The organism is Rhodanobacter sp. UC4452_H20 (genome assembly GCF_052978205.1).
Window position 1 is genome coordinate 2,145,203 of the sequence record NZ_CM129662.1, and the last position, 18,429, is coordinate 2,163,631.

The 18,429-nt window shown below is 68.7% G+C and carries 13 protein-coding genes; 5 read left to right on the forward strand and 8 right to left on the reverse strand.

Annotated elements, in window-relative coordinates; genetic code table 11:
• Positions 1–4: 4 nt before the first annotated feature.
• The gene (locus ACVCMC_RS10140) at positions 5–1,333 is read right to left on the reverse strand and encodes an APC family permease (protein WP_447097178.1); all 1,329 of its coding nucleotides are present in this window, start codon (positions 1,331–1,333) and stop codon (positions 5–7) included.
• A 25-nt stretch (positions 1,334–1,358) separates the two neighbouring features.
• Positions 1,359–2,429, reverse strand: coding sequence for an aromatic ring-hydroxylating oxygenase subunit alpha (locus tag ACVCMC_RS10145; protein WP_447097179.1), 1,071 nt, complete (start codon positions 2,427–2,429; stop codon positions 1,359–1,361).
• Between the two features lie 289 nt (positions 2,430–2,718).
• Here ACVCMC_RS10145 and ACVCMC_RS10150 point away from each other — a divergent pair, with 289 nt between their 5' ends.
• From ACVCMC_RS10150 to ACVCMC_RS10165, 4 genes are all read left to right on the forward strand, one after another.
• On the forward strand, positions 2,719–4,737 hold the full coding sequence (locus ACVCMC_RS10150; RefSeq protein WP_447097180.1) for a tetratricopeptide repeat-containing sulfotransferase family protein: 2,019 nt from the start codon (positions 2,719–2,721) through the stop codon (positions 4,735–4,737).
• A 50-nt stretch (positions 4,738–4,787) separates the two neighbouring features.
• Positions 4,788–7,337 carry a TonB-dependent receptor gene (locus ACVCMC_RS10155; protein ID WP_447097181.1) on the forward strand — a complete coding sequence of 850 codons (2,550 nt, stop codon included), beginning with the start codon at positions 4,788–4,790 and terminating at the stop codon, positions 7,335–7,337.
• A 184-nt stretch (positions 7,338–7,521) separates the two neighbouring features.
• A complete protein-coding gene (locus ACVCMC_RS10160) occupies positions 7,522–9,549 on the forward strand; it encodes a glycoside hydrolase family 3 protein (RefSeq protein ID WP_447097182.1) in 2,028 nt (675 codons plus the stop codon).
• A gap of 54 nt (positions 9,550–9,603) precedes the next feature.
• Positions 9,604–11,184, forward strand: a complete 1,581-nt coding sequence (locus ACVCMC_RS10165; RefSeq protein WP_447097183.1) for a glycoside hydrolase family 30 protein — start codon at positions 9,604–9,606, stop codon at positions 11,182–11,184.
• Here the strand turns inward: ACVCMC_RS10165 and glmS are convergent.
• From glmS to ACVCMC_RS10190, 5 genes are all read right to left on the reverse strand, one after another.
• Positions 11,171–13,000, reverse strand: coding sequence for a glutamine--fructose-6-phosphate transaminase (isomerizing) (gene glmS, locus ACVCMC_RS10170; RefSeq protein WP_447097184.1), 1,830 nt, complete (start codon positions 12,998–13,000; stop codon positions 11,171–11,173). The genes ACVCMC_RS10165 and glmS overlap by 14 nt on opposite strands.
• Positions 13,001–13,067: 67 nt before the next feature.
• Complete coding sequence (locus ACVCMC_RS10175) at positions 13,068–14,438, reverse strand: pyridoxal-phosphate dependent enzyme (RefSeq protein ID WP_447097185.1); 1,371 nt, start codon at positions 14,436–14,438, stop codon at positions 13,068–13,070.
• 151 nt (positions 14,439–14,589) lie between these two features.
• Entirely contained in the window at positions 14,590–14,817 is a 228-nt protein-coding gene (locus ACVCMC_RS10180; RefSeq protein ID WP_136257589.1) for a YdcH family protein, read from the reverse strand.
• Positions 14,818–15,149: 332 nt separating this feature from the next.
• Positions 15,150–15,809, reverse strand: a complete 660-nt coding sequence (locus ACVCMC_RS10185; RefSeq protein ID WP_395116479.1) for a hypothetical protein — start codon at positions 15,807–15,809, stop codon at positions 15,150–15,152.
• A complete protein-coding gene (locus ACVCMC_RS10190) occupies positions 15,806–16,390 on the reverse strand; it encodes a DUF4398 domain-containing protein (protein WP_395116477.1) in 585 nt (194 codons plus the stop codon). The genes ACVCMC_RS10185 and ACVCMC_RS10190 overlap by 4 nt, the downstream gene beginning before the upstream one ends.
• 72 nt (positions 16,391–16,462) lie before the next feature.
• Here ACVCMC_RS10190 and ACVCMC_RS10195 point away from each other — a divergent pair, with 72 nt between their 5' ends.
• Positions 16,463–17,575, forward strand: coding sequence for a PilT/PilU family type 4a pilus ATPase (locus ACVCMC_RS10195; protein ID WP_395116475.1), 1,113 nt, complete (start codon positions 16,463–16,465; stop codon positions 17,573–17,575).
• A 129-nt stretch (positions 17,576–17,704) separates the two neighbouring features.
• On the opposite strand, the gene maiA is transcribed toward ACVCMC_RS10195, so the two are convergent.
• Positions 17,705–18,367: a maleylacetoacetate isomerase gene (gene maiA / locus ACVCMC_RS10200; protein WP_395116473.1), complete on the reverse strand. Its 663-nt coding sequence runs from the start codon at positions 18,365–18,367 to the stop codon at positions 17,705–17,707.
• Positions 18,368–18,429 lie beyond the last annotated feature (62 nt).

Below are 18,429 nucleotides of genomic sequence, written 5' to 3' on the forward strand. Positions count from 1 at the left end.
GGGTTCAGGCCTTGGTCGCCGCGGTCGCGCCACGACGTCGCATGAAGAAATACAGGGGCAACCCGGCCGCGATCAGGCCGAGGGCGTAGACGAACGGCGCCCCGCCGATGCCGATGAAGGCATAGACCACGTACAGCGTGGCGATCACGGCGACCAGCAGCACGCCACGCCCGCGGCACGGCGCGGCACCACGCCGCCACAACACCGCGAGCGCCAGCGCGCAGGCCAGGTACAGCGGCAGGTTCGCTGCGGTCACCAGCAGCGTGATGAAGGTGAACGCGGCCACCAGCGAACTGCTGTAGCTCATCCACACCATCACGGAGGCAAGCACGCCGGTGACCACCAGCGCGGTCGTCGGCGCACCGTGCCGGTTGCCGCGCATGAGCAGCGACGGCAGCACGCCGTTGGCAGCCATGGTGCGGGTCAGCTGGCCGGCCAGCAGGGTCCATCCGTTCAGCGCACCGAGCCCGCTGACCACCACGAACAGTGCCAGCCAGCGGCCGGAGCCGGCCGCGCCGAACTGTTCCATCAACAACGCGAACGGCGCGCCGGCGCTGGCCAGCACGTCCTGCCGGATCAGCAGCAGCGGCACCGCGCAGACCACCAGGTAGATTGCCGCGACCACCACCGCGCCGGCCATCGTCGCGCGCGGAATCGTGCGACCGGGGTCGTCGACGCGCTCGGCCGGAATGCTGGCCGATTCGATGCCGAGCATCGCGAACAGCGCGATGGTGGAGGCCGCCATCACGCCGCCGAAGCTTACCGGCGTGGTCGGCGGATGCGCCACGTAGCTGCCCGGCGAGCTGAGCAGCACCCAGCCGCCGAGCGCGGCGATCGCCAGCATCGGCAGCAATTTCAGCGCCGTGGTGACGATCTGCACCACGCCGCCGGTGCGCACGCCGAGCAGGTTGACCAGCACGAACAGCCACACCAGCGCCAGTGCGAACGCCATCGACGGCACCTCCGCGAGGCCGGGCACCACCACGGTGAGGTAGCCGACCACGCCGGTGGCCAGCGCGGCATTGGTCAGCCACAGCGAAACCCAGTAGGCCCACATCGCCATGTAGGCTGGCAGGTCCCCGAGCGTCTCGCGCACGTAGCCGTAGGGACCGTCCGCGCCCGGCAGCGCCGCGGAAAGGTGCGCGAACACCCGCGCCAGGGTGAGACAACCGAGCAGGGTGATGCCCCAGCCGATCAGCGCGTTGAACCCGTACGGCGCCAGCGAGGACGGCAGCAGGAAGATGCCCATGCCGATCACGTTGCCGACCACCAGCGCGGTGCAGGTCCAGAAGCCGATCCGCTGGCGATCGTGCATGGCGGCTAGCTGCTCCATCCCGCCACCGCCACGGCCGGCGCGCTCATGCCGACTCGCCGGCCGGTCCCGCGTATGCCGCGCGCAACAGGTTCTGGAAATGCCACACGCCGCTCTCGCGCTTCGGGTTGAGCCGGCCCGGACGGTAGGCGCCGGAAGCCAGCCCGCGCTGCACCGCTTCGCAGATGCCGATGTCCTCGTTCTGCACCTCGTCGCTGAAGCTGCGGTCGGCCTCCATGCGCGCCTGCGCCGCGGCGTCCTGCGCGTAGTAGTAGTCGAACACGATGCGGCAGCGATCCGGACCCAGCGGCAGGATGCGGTTGGTCTGCAGCCGGCCGGGCATGATGTTGAGCATCACGTTGGGGTAGACGAAGTAATAGAACGCCTCGCCGTCGCCGTAGATGTCGGTGCTGTTGCGCAATGGCGAGGACTGCAGCGAGTGCCACGCGAACAGCTCGGTGTCGTAGGCGCGATAGTCCAGCACCTTCGACAGGCCCGGATGCACGTGCGGCAGGTGGTAACCCTCGAGGAAGTTGTCGACATAGACCTTCCAGTTGCAGTCGATGTCGTAGGTGTCGCGGCGCAGGTAGCGCATCGCCGCCAGGTCGATCGGCGCGATGCGCTCGGCGATGCCGCCGTAGACCTGCTCGAACGGCGGCACCTCCTCGTCCAGCGCGACGAACACCAGCCCCTGCCACTCGTGCACGCGGTACGGCGGCAGGCGGATGTCCTCCACGCGGAAATCGGCGGCGCCCTGCATTTCCGGCGCGCTGCGCAGCTGGCCGTCGAGGGTGTAGGTCCAGCCGTGGTACTTGCAGTGCAGCGCCCGCGCGCCCTTGCCGTCGCACAGCGCCAGCGGACCGGCGCGGTGGCGGCAGACATTGGGGAAGGCACGCAGCACGCCGTCCTCGCCGCGCACCAGCAGCAACGGCACGCCGGCGACCTGTTCGACCGCGTGGTCACCGGGCCCGGCCAGCTGCCCCTGCTGCGCGACCAGTTGCCAGCTGCGCGCGAACACCGCGCGCAGCTCCATCGCCAGCATCGCCTCCCCCGCGTAGTAGCGCGCGGGCAAGGCGTGCGCGCGGTCGAGCGGTTCAGCGACGGTGTCGGTGTGCATGGATTGCTGTCCCCGGTTGGATGGCCGCAAACAACCCGGCCGGCGCCGCCCGCCCGTCCCGGCAGGGGCGCCCCGCTGAGCCTAGCGCTTGTGCCGAACCGGCGGCAACCGCACTGACGCCCGGCCGGCCGGTACGATCCGGCACCCCTATCTACCGGCCGGATTCGGTTGTAGATTGCGGTGAAACCTGCGAGAAGCCGCTGCCGTCCATGCCAGGCGCCGTACTGCTGTCGCCACTTCGCCCCATCGCACCGCGTGGGCCGTTTTCGTCGCCGCGACGAGGCGACGCATGATCGCGGCGTCGGCCAGCGGCACGCTGGAACAGGCGCTGGCGCACGCGGAGCGGCTGCTGCAACGCGACCCCGCGCTGGCAGTGGAGCAGTTGGAGGAGATCCTGCAAGTGGCCGGCGCGCATCCGTTGGCGCTGCAACTGCTGGCAGCCGCGCACTTGCGCCAGGGCGATGCCCAGGCCGCGCTCGACATCCTGCTTCCGCTGGCGCCGTCGCAACCGACATGGGCGGCGCTGCAGCTCGACCTGGGCGTGGTGCTGGGCCGGCTCGGCCGCGGCGAGGAGGCGATCGCCGCGCTGCGCCGCGCGGTCGCCCTGAAACCCGACCTGCCGCAAGCCTGGCGCGAACTCGGCGACCACCTGATGGCAGCCGGCGAGCAGGACGCGGCCGACGCCGCCTACGCCCGGCACGTGCTGCATTCCACCCACGACCCGCGCCTGATGGGCGCCGCCGTGGCGCTCGCCGAAGGCCGCATCCCGCAGGCCGAGGCGCTGCTGCGCGAGCATCTCAAACAGGCGCCCACCGACGTCGCGGCGATCCGCATGTTCGCCGAAGTCGCCGCCCGCGTGGGCCGCAACGAGGATGCGCTGAACCTGCTCGCACGCTGCCTCGAACTGGCCCCCGGTTTCGACGCCGCACGTCAGCACTACGCCATGGTCCTGCATCGCAGCAACCAGCCCGAGCAGGCACTGGCGCAGATCGAACACCTGCTGGCGAACGACCCGCAGCACCCGGCCTACCGCAACCTCAAGGCGGTGGTGTTGTGCCGCATCGGCGATTACGAGCCGGCCATCGCGATCTACGCCGACCTGGTGCAGCGCTACCCCGACAACCCGCGCCTGTGGATGAGCTACGGCCACGCGCTGAAGACCGCCGGCTTCGGCGACCGCGCGATCGCCGCCTACCGGCACAGCGTGGAACGCCTGCCCTCCTTCGGCGAAGTCTGGTGGAGCCTGGCCAACCTCAAGACCTTCCGCTTCAGCGCGGCCGACCTCGCCACCATGAGCGACCAGCTGGCGCGCAGCGACCTGTCGGACGAGGACCGCCTGCACCTGGAGTTCGCCATGGGCAAGGCGCGCGAGGACGCCGACGCCTGCGCGGAGTCGTTCGCCCACTACGCCCGCGGCAACGCGATCCGCCGCGCGCAACTGCACTACAGCGCGGACGAGACCAGCGCACGGGTGACCCGCGCCTGCGCGCACTACACCGGCGAGTTCTTTGCCACGCGCGCGGGCATGGGTTGCCCGGCGCGCGATCCGATCTTCGTGGTCGGGCTGCCGCGCGCCGGCTCCACCCTGATCGAGCAGATCCTGTCCAGCCACAGCCAGGTCGAAGGCACGATGGAGCTGCCCGAAGTCGCCTCGATCTCCCGCAGCCTGCGCCGGCAGAGCGAGGTCGACAGCGCGACGCCCTACCACGATGCGCTGGCCGCGCTCGACGCCGACGCGCTGCGCGCGCTCGGCGAGCACTACCTCGCGCACACCCGCATCCAGCGCAAGACCGCGGCACCGCTGTTCATCGACAAGATGCCGAACAACTTCATGCACGTCGGCCTGATCCACCTCATGCTGCCGAATGCAAAGATCATCGACGCGCGCCGGCATCCGCTGGCGTGCTGCTTCTCGGCGTTCAAGCAGCACTTCGCGCGCGGGCAGAGTTTCAGCTACGACCTCGAGGATGTCGGGCGCTACTACCGCGACTATGTCCGCCTGATGGCGCACTTCGACACGGTGCTGCCCGGGCGCATCCACCGCGTGTTCTACGAGCGCATGGTGGCGGACACCGAGGGCGAGGTTCGCCGCCTGCTCGATTATTGCGGCCTGCCGTTCGAGGACGCGTGCCTGCGCTTCTTCGAGAACCCGCGGCCGGTGCACACCGCCAGTTCGGAGCAGGTGCGCCGACCGATCTATCGCGAAGGCGTGGACCACTGGCGCCGGTTTGCGCCGTGGCTGGGGCCGCTGGAACGCGCTCTCGGGCCGGTGCTGCACAGCTATCCCGAGGTGCCAGGGTTCATCTGAAAGGTTGGGGGTTTGGTTGGTTTGCCGTTCACCGGACAAGGGGAGATCGCATGCACACAAGCAGGTCCAGACAGGTCATGAACGCCCGGCGGGCAACGTTGATCCGGTTGCCGCTGGCAGCCGCCATCTGCCTCGCCATGGCGGCACCCGCCGTGGCGCAGGACACCGGGCAGTCCACGCCGCCCGACACCACGTCATCGGCAAAACAGAAAACCACCACGCTCGGCGTGGTCACGGTGACCGCGCAGAAGCGCACAGAGAACCTGCAGAAGGTGCCGATCAGCATGGACGTGCTGGCCACCGACCAGCTCGAAGCGCTGCACGTGAAGAGCTTCGACGACTACGTGAAGTACTTGCCCAGCGTGACGTTCCAGCAGGGCGGCGGCGGCATCGCCACCGGCCCCGGCTTCGTCTCGATCTACATGCGCGGCGTGACCAGCGGCGGCAATACCAACCACTCCGGCTCGCAGCCGAGCGTGGGCGTGTACCTCGACGACCAGCCGGTGACGACGATCCAGGGTCCGCTCGACATCCACATGTACGACATCGCCCGCATCGAGGTGCTGGCCGGCCCGCAGGGCACGCTGTACGGCGCCAGCGCCGAGGCCGGCGCCTTGCGCATCATCACCAACAAGCCCGACCCCAGCGGTTACGCGGCCGGCTACAGCCTGGGCGTGGACACGCTCGCGCACGGCGGCATCGGCTACACGGCCGAGGGCATGCTCAACCTGCCGATCAACTCGAAGGCTGCGATCCGCCTGGTCGGCTGGCGCGAGCACGACGCCGGCTACATCGACAACAAGGCCGGCTCGCGCACCTTCCCCACCTCGGGCATCACCATCAGCAACGCGCCCGACTGCACGGCGAGCGGAACCTCGCCCTCGTCGGCGTTCCAGTGCGTCGGCCATGCCAAGGACAATTACAACGACGCCAACATCACCGGCGCGCGCGCCGCGCTGAAGGTCGACCTCGACGACAACTGGTCGATCACGCCGATGCTGATGGGGCAGCAGACCATCTCGCACGGCAACTTCGCCAGCGACCCGGCGGTGGGCGACCTGGCGGTCACGCACTTCTACCCCGAGCGCGTCAACGACCGCTGGTGGCAGGGTGCGCTGACCGTGCAGGGCAAGATCGGCAACTTCGACCTGACCTATGCCTACGCGCACCTCAAGCGCAACCAGGAGGAACAGACCGACTACAGCGACTACGGCTTCTGGTACGACGCGCTGTACGGCTCCGGCGCGTCCTTCTATGACAACAACGGCGCGCTGGTCAATCCTTCGCAGCACATCAGCGACCGCGACGGCTACACCAACAGCAGCCACGAGCTGCGCCTGGTCTCGCCGGCGGACGATCGCCTGCGCCTGGTCGCCGGCGCCTTCTGGCAGAAGCAGAAGCACGACATCCTGCAGAACTACCAGGTCGACGGCCTGGCCGACGCGATCTCCGTCACCGGCTGGAACGACACCATCTGGCTGACCCGGCAGATGCGTTACGACCGCGACGAGGCGCTGTTCGGCGAACTGTCGTGGGATTTCATCCCCGACGTGCTCACCGGCACCGTCGGCGAACGCTACTACCGCACCAGCAACCAGCTGTACGGCTACTTCGGCTACGGCGCGGGCTTCTCCTCCAGCCAGGGCGAGGCCGCCTGCGTGTCGCCCGAGCCGTTCATGGGCGCGCCGTGCCTGGACTTCGACAAGCGGGTGAAGGAGAGCGGCAACCTCACCAAGTTCAACCTGACCTGGAACATCAGCGACACCAAGATGATCTACGCCACCCGCTCGGAAGGCTTCCGCCCCGGCGGCGTCAACCGGCGCGGCACCCTGCTGCCGTACCATGCCGATTTCCTGATCAACCAGGAGCTGGGCTGGAAGACCTCGTGGCTGGACAACCGGGTGTCCTTCAACGGTGCGGTGTTCCGCGAAACCTGGAACGATTTCCAGTTCCCGATCCTGGGCGCGAACGGCCTCACCGAAATCAAGAACGCCAACTCCGCGCGCATCGAAGGCCTCGAGTCGCAACTGAACTGGCAGGCCACCTACAACCTGCAGCTGACCGCCGGCTGGGCGCTGTACCGCGCGCGACTCACCGCCAACTACTGCGGCTTCACCGACGCCAGCGGACGCCCGATCACCGACTGCCCGCCCGGCTCGCTCAACCCGCAGGACGGCAGCGTGGTGTCCGGGCCACTGGCGCCCAAGGGCACCCAGCTGCCGATCACGCCGAAGTTCAAGGGCAACCTGATCGCGCACTACAGCTTCACCCTCGGTGACAGCGATGCGTTCGTGCAGGCGGCGCTGGTCCACGTCGGCAAGCGCACGACCGACCTTCGCCTGAGCGAACGCGCGCTGCTCGGCGACCTGCCCGCGTACAACACGCTGGACCTGTCCGCCGGCGTGCAGAAAGGCAGCTGGTCGGCCGACGTCTACATCAACAACGCCTTCGACAAGCGCGCCGCGCAATACAAGTACACCGAGTGCGGCGTCGACGTCTGCGGCGCGCACGGCGTGGTGGCGCAGTACCCGAACGGCCAAGTCTACACCGGCTACAGCCTGCCGCGCACCATCGGCATCCGCTTCAAGCAGGACTTCTAGCCGTCCGCGACACGCCGCTGCCTGCTCATGCGGGCAGCGGCCATGCCGTCGCGCGTGATGTGACGCAGAATCGAATCAGGCGCTCCGCGAGCGCGCTAAAGTGGCGTGGACGGCATCGTTCACCTGCCCGCGCCGCGCGCGCGAGGATCTTGCCGGGCGATGGTCCACGCGATGAGGCTTTCCCATGGTTCGTATCCGCTGCCCGTGGTTTTTCTCCCTGCCCCTGCTGCTGGCCTGCGCCGGCAGCGCCCCCGCCGCCGATACCGGCCCCTCGCCAGCGCATCAGGCGCCGGTCGCCGACGCCCCGCCCGGCCCGACCCATTACCGGGACTGGCCGTCGATACGCGGCCCGTCGGGTGCCGACCCGGCGCTGGAGCAGCGCGTGCGCGCGATCGTGGCCGGCATGACGCTGGCGCAGAAGATCGGCCAGATGACCCAGGCCGAGATCAAGTCGATCACGCCGGCGCAGGTGAAGCAGTACTACATCGGCTCGGTGCTCAACGGCGGCGGTTCCTGGCCGGGGAAGAACAAGCACGCCGGCATCGGCGACTGGCTCGCCCTGGCCGACCGTTACCGCGACGCCTCGATGGCCACCGATGCGAAGGTGCAGATCCCGGTGGTCTGGGGCACCGACGCGGTGCATGGCGACAACAACGTGTTCGGCGCCACCCTGTTCCCGCACAACATCGGCCTGGGCGCGGCGCACGACCCGGCGCTGGTCGAGGCGATCGGCCGGGCCACCGCCAGGGCGGTGCGCGCCACCGGCATCGACTGGGCCTTCGCGCCGACCCTGGCGGTGGCGCAGAACGTGCGCTGGGGCCGCACCTACGAGAGCTTTTCCAGCGAGGCGCCGCTGGTGCGCGAGTACGCGCGCGCCTATGTCACCGGGCTGCAGGGCGACTTCGACGATCACCACGTGATGGCCACCGCCAAGCACTTCATCGGCGACGGCGCCACCTGGAACGGCGTCGACGAGGGCCAGGCCCGGGTCAGCCGGCAGGACATGATCAACGTGCACGGCGCCGGCTACTTCGGCGCGCTGCGCGCCGGCGTGCTCAGCGTGATGGCGTCCTACAACAGCTGGGACGACGTGGCCGACGGGATCGACTACGGCAAGATGTCCGGCGCCCGCGCGCTGCTCACCGGCGTGCTCAAGGAGAAGATGGGCTTCGACGGCTTCGTGGTATCCGACTGGAACGCGATCGGCCAGCTGCCCGGCTGCAACAACGCCAGCTGCGCGCAGGCGATCAACGCCGGCATCGACATGGTGATGGTGCCCGACGACTGGCAGGCCTTCATCTCCAACACCACCCGGCAGGTCGAGGACGGCCAGATCCCGATCAGCCGCATCGACGACGCGGTCAGCCGGATCGTGCGCGCCAAGCTGCGCATGGGCCTGTTCGGCAAGCGGCCCTCGCAGCGACAAGGCGCCGGCGACGCCACCGCCCTGCAGCATCGCGAGCTGGCGCGCCGCGCGGTACGCGAGTCGCTGGTGCTGCTGAAGAACAACCACCGCGCGCTGCCGCTGCGGGCCGGCGCGAAGATCCTGGTGGTCGGCAAGAGCGCCGACAGCCTGCCGAATCAGGCCGGCGGCTGGTCGCTGAGCTGGCAGGGCAACGACAACGGCAACGCCGACTTCCCGCACGGCGAGACGATCCTGGCCGGCATCCGCGCCGCCGACGGCGCCGCGAACGTCAGCTACAGCCCGACCGCCGCCGGCATCGACCTTGCACCTTTCGACGCCATCGTGGCGGTGATCGGGGAAACCCCGTACGCGGAGATGAAAGGCGACATCACGTTGCCGGCCACGCTGCGCCACAGCGATCGCTACCCGGAGGATCTCGCCGTGCTGCAGGCCGTGGCCAAGGCGCACAAGCCGGTGGTGACGGTGTTCGTGTCCGGGCGACCGCTGTTCGTCAACGACCTGCTCAACCTGTCCGATGCCTTCGTCGCAGCGTGGCTGCCGGGCACCGAAGGCGGCGGCGTGGCGGACGTGCTGTTCGCCCACGCCGGTGGCGCAGGGCCGCACGATTTCCACGGCACGCTGCCGATGCCCTGGCCCGGCCTGCCCTGCCCGTACCAGAGCGCCGACCACGACCGGGCCTGGCTGTTCGCTCCCGGCTACGGGCTGCGCTACGCGGCGGCGCACGAGGTGGAAACGCTGCCCACCTGGTCGGCGATCCACGCCTGTGCCAAGCCGGGCACGCCGTGACGACCGGCGTCTCCCCCATGCCGCCCCAGACCACGCCTCCGGCCGGCATGCTGCATGGATGACGCTCGCGGTGTCCCGCGCTGGTTCGCCATCGCGTCGTTCGCGCTGATCTCGCTGCTGGCGCTGCTCGCGCTGCGGGTGGCGCAGCGCCCGGCAGCGCCGATCGTCCTCCCCGCCGCGCCGGTCGCGCAACCGAGCGGCCCCGGCATCGAGCTGTGGCTGAGCACGCAGGATCGCCGCCTGCGGCTGGCGCGGCAGGCCGACGTGCCGGCCAGCGACGCGACATCGACGCCTGCCGACGTGGTCATCGACACCAGCAAGACCTACCAGTCCATCGTCGGCTTCGGCGCGGCACTGACCGACGCCTCGGCCTGGCTGCTGCAGAACAAGCTGAGCGCACCGGCGCGCCACGCGCTGCTGCTCGAACTGTTCGGCCCGCCGCCCGGGCTCGATTTCAACATGGTCCGGCTGACCATCGGCGCCTCGGATTTCTCGCTGCAACCGTACACGCTGGACGACATGCCCGCCGGCGAGGTCGACCCCGAGCTGCAGCATTTCAACGTCGCGGCCAACGTGCCCTACCTCATCCCCACCGTGCAGGAGACGCTGGCGATCGACCCGCAGCTGCGCATCATCGCCTCGCCGTGGAGCGCGCCGGCGTGGATGAAGACCAGCGCCAACCTGATCGGCGGCAGCCTGCTCGAAGAGTACGAGGCGGCCTATGCGCAGTACCTGGTGAAGTACGTCGACACCTACCGCAGCTACGGCATCCCGATCTTCGCGCTGACCCTGCAGAACGAGCCCGGCTTCGTGCCGCTGACCTACCCCGGCATGCTGCTCTCCGCCGGGCAGCGCGCGCGCATCATCGCGCAGTACCTGGGCCCCGCACTGGCCGGGCGCAAGCCGCCCACGCACATCTTCGGCTGGGACCACAACTGGGACGAACCGCAGCAACCGCTGGACGTGCTCTACGACGCCGAGGCCGCGCGCTACCTGGACGGCATCGCCTGGCACTGCTACCGCGGCACGCCCGGCGCGCAGAGCGACGTGCACCACTCCTTTCCGCGCAAGGACGCCTACATCACCGAGTGTTCCGGCGGCGACTGGGAATCCAGCAAGCACGGCGAACTGCTCTGGTTCGCGCGCGACCTGCTGCTCGGCGGCCTGCGCAACTGGGCGCGCGGCGTGGTGTACTGGAACCTTGCGCTGGACGAAAACTACGGCCCGCACTTCGGCGGCTGCGACACCTGCAAGGGCATCGTCACGATCGACTCGCGCAGCGGCGCGGTGAGCCGCAACGACGAGTACTACGCGTTCGCCCATTACAGCCGCTTCATCCACCCCGGCGCCGTGCGCATCTGGTCCACCGACACCGGCAACGACATCAAGAACGTCGCCTTCCGCAACCCAGACGGCGGATCGATCGTGCTGATACTGGTCAACGGCAAGACCGTGCCGCACGAAGTCTCCGTGCAGCAGGGCGGGCTCGACTTCCGCTACACCATGCCGGCGGAAAGCGTGGCGACCTTCGTGTGGCAACCGGGAGCCGTCGCGGCCAAGCCGGCCACGGCTGCCACGATCACGCCACCCGCCACGCCGGGCAGCGCCGGCGGATCGGGCCCTACTCCACGGTGACCGACTTGGCCAGGTTGCGCGGTTGATCCACGTCCGTGCCGCGCAGCACGGCGACGTGGTAGGCGAGCAGTTGCAGCGGCACGGTGAACACGGCGGGGGCGATGAAGTTGCCGCCGGATTCCACGCGCAGGGTCACGCCGTTGCCGGCGGTGTCGTCCATGCCGGCGGAGCCGTCGGCGAACACGATCAGGCGACCGCCGCGGGCGCGTACTTCCTGCAGGTTGGATTTCAGCTTGTCCAGCAGCGGTCCGTTCGGCGCCACCGCCACCACCGGCATGTTCTCGTCGACCAGCGCCAGCGGGCCGTGCTTGAGCTCGCCGGCGGGGTAGGCCTCGGCGTGGATGTAGGAGATTTCCTTGAGCTTGAGCGAACCTTCCAGCGCCACCGGGTAGTGCGCGCCGCGGCCGAGGAACAGCGCATGCTGGCGATGGATGAAATCGCCGGCCAGGTCGATGATCGCCGGCTCCAGCTTCAGTGCGTTCTCGATCGCGCGCGGCAGGCGCTGCAGCTCCTCGCACAGCGCCGCATAGCGCGACGCGTCGAGGCCGTTGCGGCGCGCCAGCTCCAGCGCCAATAGCGCCAGGCCGGCCAGCTGCGTGGTGAACGCCTTGGTCGAGGCCACGCCGATCTCGGGGCCGGCGCGGGTCATCAGCTTGAGGTCGGCCTCGCGCACCAGCGACGACTCCGGCGAGTTGCAGATGACCAGGGTGCCGAGGTAGCCGCGTCGGCGCGACTCGCGCATCGCGGCCAGCGTGTCGGCGGTTTCGCCCGACTGCGAGATTGCCAGGAACAGCGTGCCGGGCGGCACCACGGTCTCGCGGTAGCGGTACTCGCTGGCCACCTCCACCGCGACCGGCAGGCGCGCGAATTCCTCGATCCAGTACTTGGCGACGAGGCCGGCGTGGTAGCTGGTGCCGCAGGCGATGATGTGCACGCCGCGGGTGGCGGCGAGCAGCGCCTCGCTGTCGATGCCGAAGATGTTCGGCAGCACGCCGTGCGGGCCGATGCGCGCTTCAAGCGTGTCGGCCACCGCGCGCGGCTGCTCGAAGATCTCCTTCTGCATGTAGTGGCGGTACTCGCCGCGCTCGACCGCGTCGGTGGAAAGCTCGCTCTCGTACACCTTGCGCTCGACCGGCGTGCCGTCCAGCGCGAACACCTGCACGCTGTCGCGGGTGATTTCCACCACGTCGTCCTCGTCCAGGTGCAGCATCTTGTTGGTGACCTGGATCAGCGCCTGCGCGTCGGAGCCGAGGAAGTTCTCGCCGATGCCGAGGCCGACCAGCAGCGGGGCGCCGCGGCGCGCGCCGACCACGCGATCGGGCTCGTCGCTGCTGAGCACCGCGATCGCGTAGGCGCCTTCCAGCTCGCGCACGGTGGCCAGCACCGCCTCGCGCAGGTTCTGGCCCTGGCCGATGCGTCGGTCGATCAGCGCGGCCATCACCTCGGTGTCGGTTTCCGAAGTGAACACGTGGCCGGCGGCCTGCAGCTCGGCGCGCAGGCCGGCGTAGTTCTCGATGATGCCGTTGTGCACGATCGCCACCCGGCCGGCGATGTGCGGGTGCGCGTTCGCCTCGTTCGGCACGCCATGCGTGGCCCAGCGGGTATGCGCGATGCCGGTGCCGCCGGACAGCGGGTCGGCCAGGTACAGCGCCTCCATCTCGCGCACCTTGCCCTTGGCGCGCACGCGGCGGATCGCGCCGTGGTCGAGCACGGCCACGCCGGAGGAGTCGTAGCCCCGGTATTCGAGCGCTTTCAGGCCGGCGATAAGCAGCGGGGCGACATCGCGTTGGGCTACGGCGGCAACGATTCCACACATGGCGAAGCTTCCTTCGGTTCTGGCCCGGGTCGCCCCGGGCTGTTTTGAAAGTGCCTGGCGCGGCCGGTCAATTCACCTTGCGGCGCAGCCAGTTCAGCAGGTCGATGCGGGTGATCAGGCCGAGGAAATCGTCGCCGTCGACCACGATGGCCACGTGGCCGCGCTCGAACACCGGCAGCAGCGATTCGATCGGCGAGCGCACGTCGAGCCGGTGCAGGTCGGCGATCATCGCGGTGGACACCGGGTCGCGGAAGCGCGTCTCGTCGGCGTGCACGTGCATCAGCACGTCGGACTCGTCGACGATGCCGACCAGCTTGCGGCCGTCCATCACCGGCAACTGCGACACGTCGTACAGCTTCATGCGGTTGTAGGCGGTGATCAGCAGCTCGTTGGGGCCGACCACCACGGTGTCGCGCTGGGCGAACGGGCGCAGCAGAAGGTCGCGCAGGTCGCCGTGCTGCTCGCGCTCGATGAAGCCGTTGTCGAGCATCCAGTAGTCGTTGTAGAGCTTGGACAGATACTTGTTGCCGGTGTCGCAGACCAGGGTCACCACGCGTTTCGGGGTGGTCTGTTCGCGGCAGTAGCGCAGCGCCGCGGCAAGCAGGGTGCCGGTCGACGAGCCGCCCAGGATGCCTTCCTTCGCCAGCAGCTCGCGCGCGGTCAGGAAGCTCTCCTTGTCGGAGATCGCGTAGGCCTTCTTCACCCGGGTGAAGTCGCTGATCGAGGGCAGGAAATCCTCGCCGATGCCTTCGACCATCCAGCTCGCCGACTTGGTCGAGAGCGTGCCCTCGTTGATGTACTGCGCCAGGATCGAGCCGACCGGATCGGCCAGGATCAGCTCGGTCTGCGGCGAGTGTTCGGCGAAGAACTTCGACAGCCCGCTCAGCGTGCCGGACGAGCCGCAGCCGACCACCACCGCATCCACCTTGCCGTCCATCTGTTCGAGGATTTCCGGCCCGGTGCTGGCGATGTGCGCGGCCGGGTTGTCGGGGTTGCCGAACTGGTTGATGAAGTACGCGCCGGGCGTTTCGCGGGCGATCCGCTCGGCCATGTCCTGGTAGTACTCGGGGTGTCCCTTGGCCACGTCGGAGCGGGTCAGCACCACTTCGGCGCCCATCGCCTTGAGGTTGAAGATCTTCTCGCGGCTCATCTTGTCCGGCACCACCAGGATCAGCCGGTAGCCTTTCTGCTGCGCGACCAGGGCCAGGCCCAGGCCGGTGTTGCCGGCGGTGCCCTCGACCAGGATGTCGCCCGGGCGGATGCGGCCGTCCTTCTCGGCGCCCTCGATCATCGACAGGCCGATGCGGTCCTTGATCGAGCCGCCGGGGTTGGCGCTCTCGAGTTTCAGGAACAATTCGCACGCACCCGTATCGAGGCGCCTCGCGCGAACCATCGGGGTGTGTCCGATCAGTTCGAGGACACTCTGGTGAACCGTCATGGGGGCTCCGTCGCTGGCGTGGCGGCGTCGGCGCAAAGCCGTGGCCGCAGAACCCCCATGATAACCGAGCCGCCGGATACGCTGCGGCCCCGGCAATCTTCCCGATGACTGTTTCAGGGAAGACCCGGGGCCGCGCCAGCGAACCGTTGCGTCAGTGGATGAGGTGCGCCCTGTCGGCCCACATGCGTTCAAGCCGCGCCTTGGCCAGCAGTTTCTCCTTCTTCATGCCGGCGAGGGTGGCGTCGTCGATGGGAAGCACGCCGATATCGGCGTCGTGCACCTTGCTGTCGAGCTCCCGATGGTGCTGATAAAGCCGGCGGAACTCCGCGTCCGCCTTCATCAATGCCTCGACATCATCGCGCTGCTGGTTTTCGAACATGATCCGACCTCCTGCGAGTGAACGGACGGTTGCCGCCACGTTGGCGGACCGCCGACAGCTGAATCGGCGCACACCCGCGACCCACGCCGGTCAACCGGAACGCAGGTGGGGATCTGAACGTGGGATGGGCGCATGATTCAGGTCGTTGACCCCGGTGGCCTGGATGCCTCCCGGGGCTTTGACCCTACTCCGCCGATCTGGCCGGTGCAAGGCGTCGGATCACACTTCGGCCGGTGCATTAAATACCTGTCAAAACAGTGTTTTGCAGGCATTGGGCGGCGGCTGGCCGCAGCCCGTGGAGGCGCCGCGGCAAAGCGCCGCCCGGCGCCGTTTCAGTGCCCCGCGGAGTGCTTGCGGGTGGGCTTTTTCTGCTCGGCGGGAGCCGGTGGCGGGGTATTTCCATCGTCCATCTGCGCGCGCATCGCCTTGGCCGCCTGCGCCGCCAGCGCCGCCTCGCGGCGGGCCGCCCGCGCCACCTTGCTCTGTGCCGCGGCCAGCTTCTTGGCCCGCTCGGCTTCGGCCCGCGCCTGCTCGGCCTGCTGCGAATATTCGATGCCCTGCTGCTGCAGGCGCGCGGCCTCCTCCTGCGCCAACTGGTTCTGCAGGCGCTGCCGGGCCAGCTCCAGCCGGGCCATGTCCGCCTCGCGGCGGCTGTTGGCGAGCAGGATCTGGTCGTGTTCGCGATCGAGCTGGTTCAGCTTGACCTGGGCGTCCTGCAACTGCGCGGCGGTCTTGGCCAGGTCGACGCGGCGCTCGGCGAGGTACAAGGCATGCGGCCGGTCGCCACGTCCGGCCTCCTCCAGCGCGCGGATCGCCTCGCGGGCTCGCGCCTGTTCGGACAGGGCGTAATGGCCGAGGCCGGGATCGTTGGCAAGCTGGTCCAGGCTGCCGCGCAGGCGGTTGATGTCGATGTCGTCCTGGCGTGCCTGCGCGGCACCGACCAGGGCCAGCGCCAGGCCTGCGCCAGCGAGCAGTTGGGCAAGGCGCTTCATGGCTGGCCTCCGGGAATGCTGCTGGCGGCCGCGGGATCGTCATTGCCGGGGATCGGCGTGCCGTCGACCGGCGCGGAGAGCACCGAGGCCGAAGGCGCCGGCATGTCGCCCACCGGCAACGGCGCGGAAGAGTCGGCGGCGGGTGCCGGGATCGCCTGTTCCATCTGCTGCTGCCGGGCGGCCAGTTGCTCGCCCTCGCTGCGCAGGCGGGTGTTTTCCTGCAGCTTGCCCTGCATCTCGGCACGGGCCGCGCCCAGCCGCGCCTTGACCCGCGCCAGCTCGGCATCGGCGCCGGATTCCTCGGCGAGGTTCGCGGCATCGGCAAACTTGCGCGCCGCCATCGCCTCCTGCGCCTGCTGGAACTTGTCCTGCGCGAAACCGAGGTCGACCGGCGCGTAATCCGCCGCGCCGGCGTCACGGGCGGCCTGCAGCTGGTATTGGGCCAGGTTCATCGCGTCATTCGGCGGCGGCGCCGTGGCGCAACCGGCCACGGCCAGGGTCAGCGCCAGCATGGTGGCCGCCGCGCGCATGCGGCGCGCGAGCGCGGCCGATGGGGAAAAGAAGTACATCACAGTCCTCATGGTGTGTTGCAGCGTATTGTGGGCAGGCATAATCGTGCAATGCAATGTACATCGGGAACCCAGGGGTAAAACGTGGACATCGGCTACTTCCTCAAGCTCATGGTAGACAAGGGCGCGTCGGACATGTTCCTGTCCACCGGTGCCCCGGTGAACATCAAGGTCGAGGGCAAGCTTTATCCGCTGGGCAATACCGGCCTGCCGAGCGGCATGGTCAAGAAGATCGCCTATTCGCTGATGGACGAGGGCCAAGTGCCGCAGTTCGAGCGCAACCTCGAACTGAACATGGCATTGGCGGTGAAGGAAGCCGGCCGCTTCCGCATCAACGTCTTCAAGCAGCGCGGCGAAGTGGGCATGGTGATCCGCGCGATCAAGAGCGAGATCCCCTCGATCGAGCAGCTGCAGCTGCCGCCGATCTTCCGCGACCTGATCATGGAGCCGCGCGGACTGATCCTGGTGGTGGGCGCCACCGGCTCGGGCAAGTCGACCACGCTGGCGGCGATGATCGACCAGCGCAACTCGCAGTCGCCCGGGCACATCCTCACCATCGAGGACCCGATCGAATACCTGCACCGGCACAAGCGCTCGATCGTCAACCAGCGCGAGGTCGGGCTGGACACGCACAGCTACCACGAGGCGCTGAAGAACGCGATGCGCGAGGCGCCGGACGTGATCATGATCGGCGAGATCCGCGACACCGACACGATGGAGGCGGCCATTGCCTTCTCCGAGACCGGCCACCTGTGCCTGGCCACGCTGCACTCCAACAACTCCGACCAGACGCTGGAGCGCATCCTCAACTTCTTCCCCGAATCGGCGCACAAGAACGTGCTGATGAACCTGGCGCTGAACCTGCGCGCGGTGATCAGCCAGCGCCTGGTGATCGGCAAGGACGGCCGCCGCATCCCGGCCGCCGAGGTGCTGCTGAACACGCCGCTGATCCGCGACATGATTCGCCGCGGCCAGATCCACGAGATCAAGGACGCCATGGATCGCAGCCTGCAGGAAGGCATGCAGACCTTCGACCAGTCGCTGTACAAGCTGTACAAGGAAGGCCGCGTGGAACTGGACGAGGCCCTCAGCAAATCCGACTCCCGCGATGGCCTCGCCCTCAAGATCCGCCTCGCCGAAGGCGGCAACAGCAGCGCCGAACTGGCCGGCAACGACCCGTACGGGATGGGGTTCTGAAGGGCCGGGAATAGGGAATAGGGAATCGGGAATCGGGAATCGGGAATCGGGAATCGGAAAAACCAAGCGCGGAGCGCGGCTCCTGCTCTTGCAGTTCCTATTCCCTATTCCCCATTCCCTATTCCCGGCTTACGGTGCGTCGGGTTGCGCCTCCGGCGCCGCACGCTGAAACGCTTCCAGCTCGTTGCAGGCGGCGTGGATGCGCGTAATGGTGGGGTAGTCGTCGAGCGGCAGTTTCCAGCGAATGGCGTTGTAGACCTGCGGGATCAGGCAGGCATCGGCCATGCTCGGGGTTTCGCCGTGGCAGTAGCGGCCGGTGGCGGCGCTCTCCGCCAGCATGGCCTCGATCGCCTTGAAGCCGGCATCGATCCAGTGCCGCGACCAGGCTGCCCGCTGCTCCTCGCTGGCGCCGAACTCCTTCTCCAGATGCTGCAGCACGCGCAGGTTGCCCAGCGGGTGAATGTCGCAGCACACCGCCATGGCCAGCGCGCGCACCTGGGCGCGGCCGCGGGCGTCGACCGGCAGCAGCGCGGTTTCCAGCTCCGGGTGCATCTCGTCCAGATATTCCATGATCGCCAGCGACTGGGTCAGCACGCGGTCGCCGTCGCACAGCACCGGCACGGATTCGAGCGGGTTCAGCGCCTGGTATTGCGCCGTGTGCTGCTCGCCGCCGTCGCGCACGAGGTGCACCGGACGCGTCTCGTAGTCCAGGCCCTTGAGGTTCAGCGCGATGCGCACGCGATAGGCAGCACTGGAACGCCAGTAGCTGTAGAGCACCAAGCCGGTCGCCATGAGCGGTCCCCCCCTGCGTGGATAGCCTGCAGTTTAGCCACAAGTGCAGCCGTTGCGCGCGC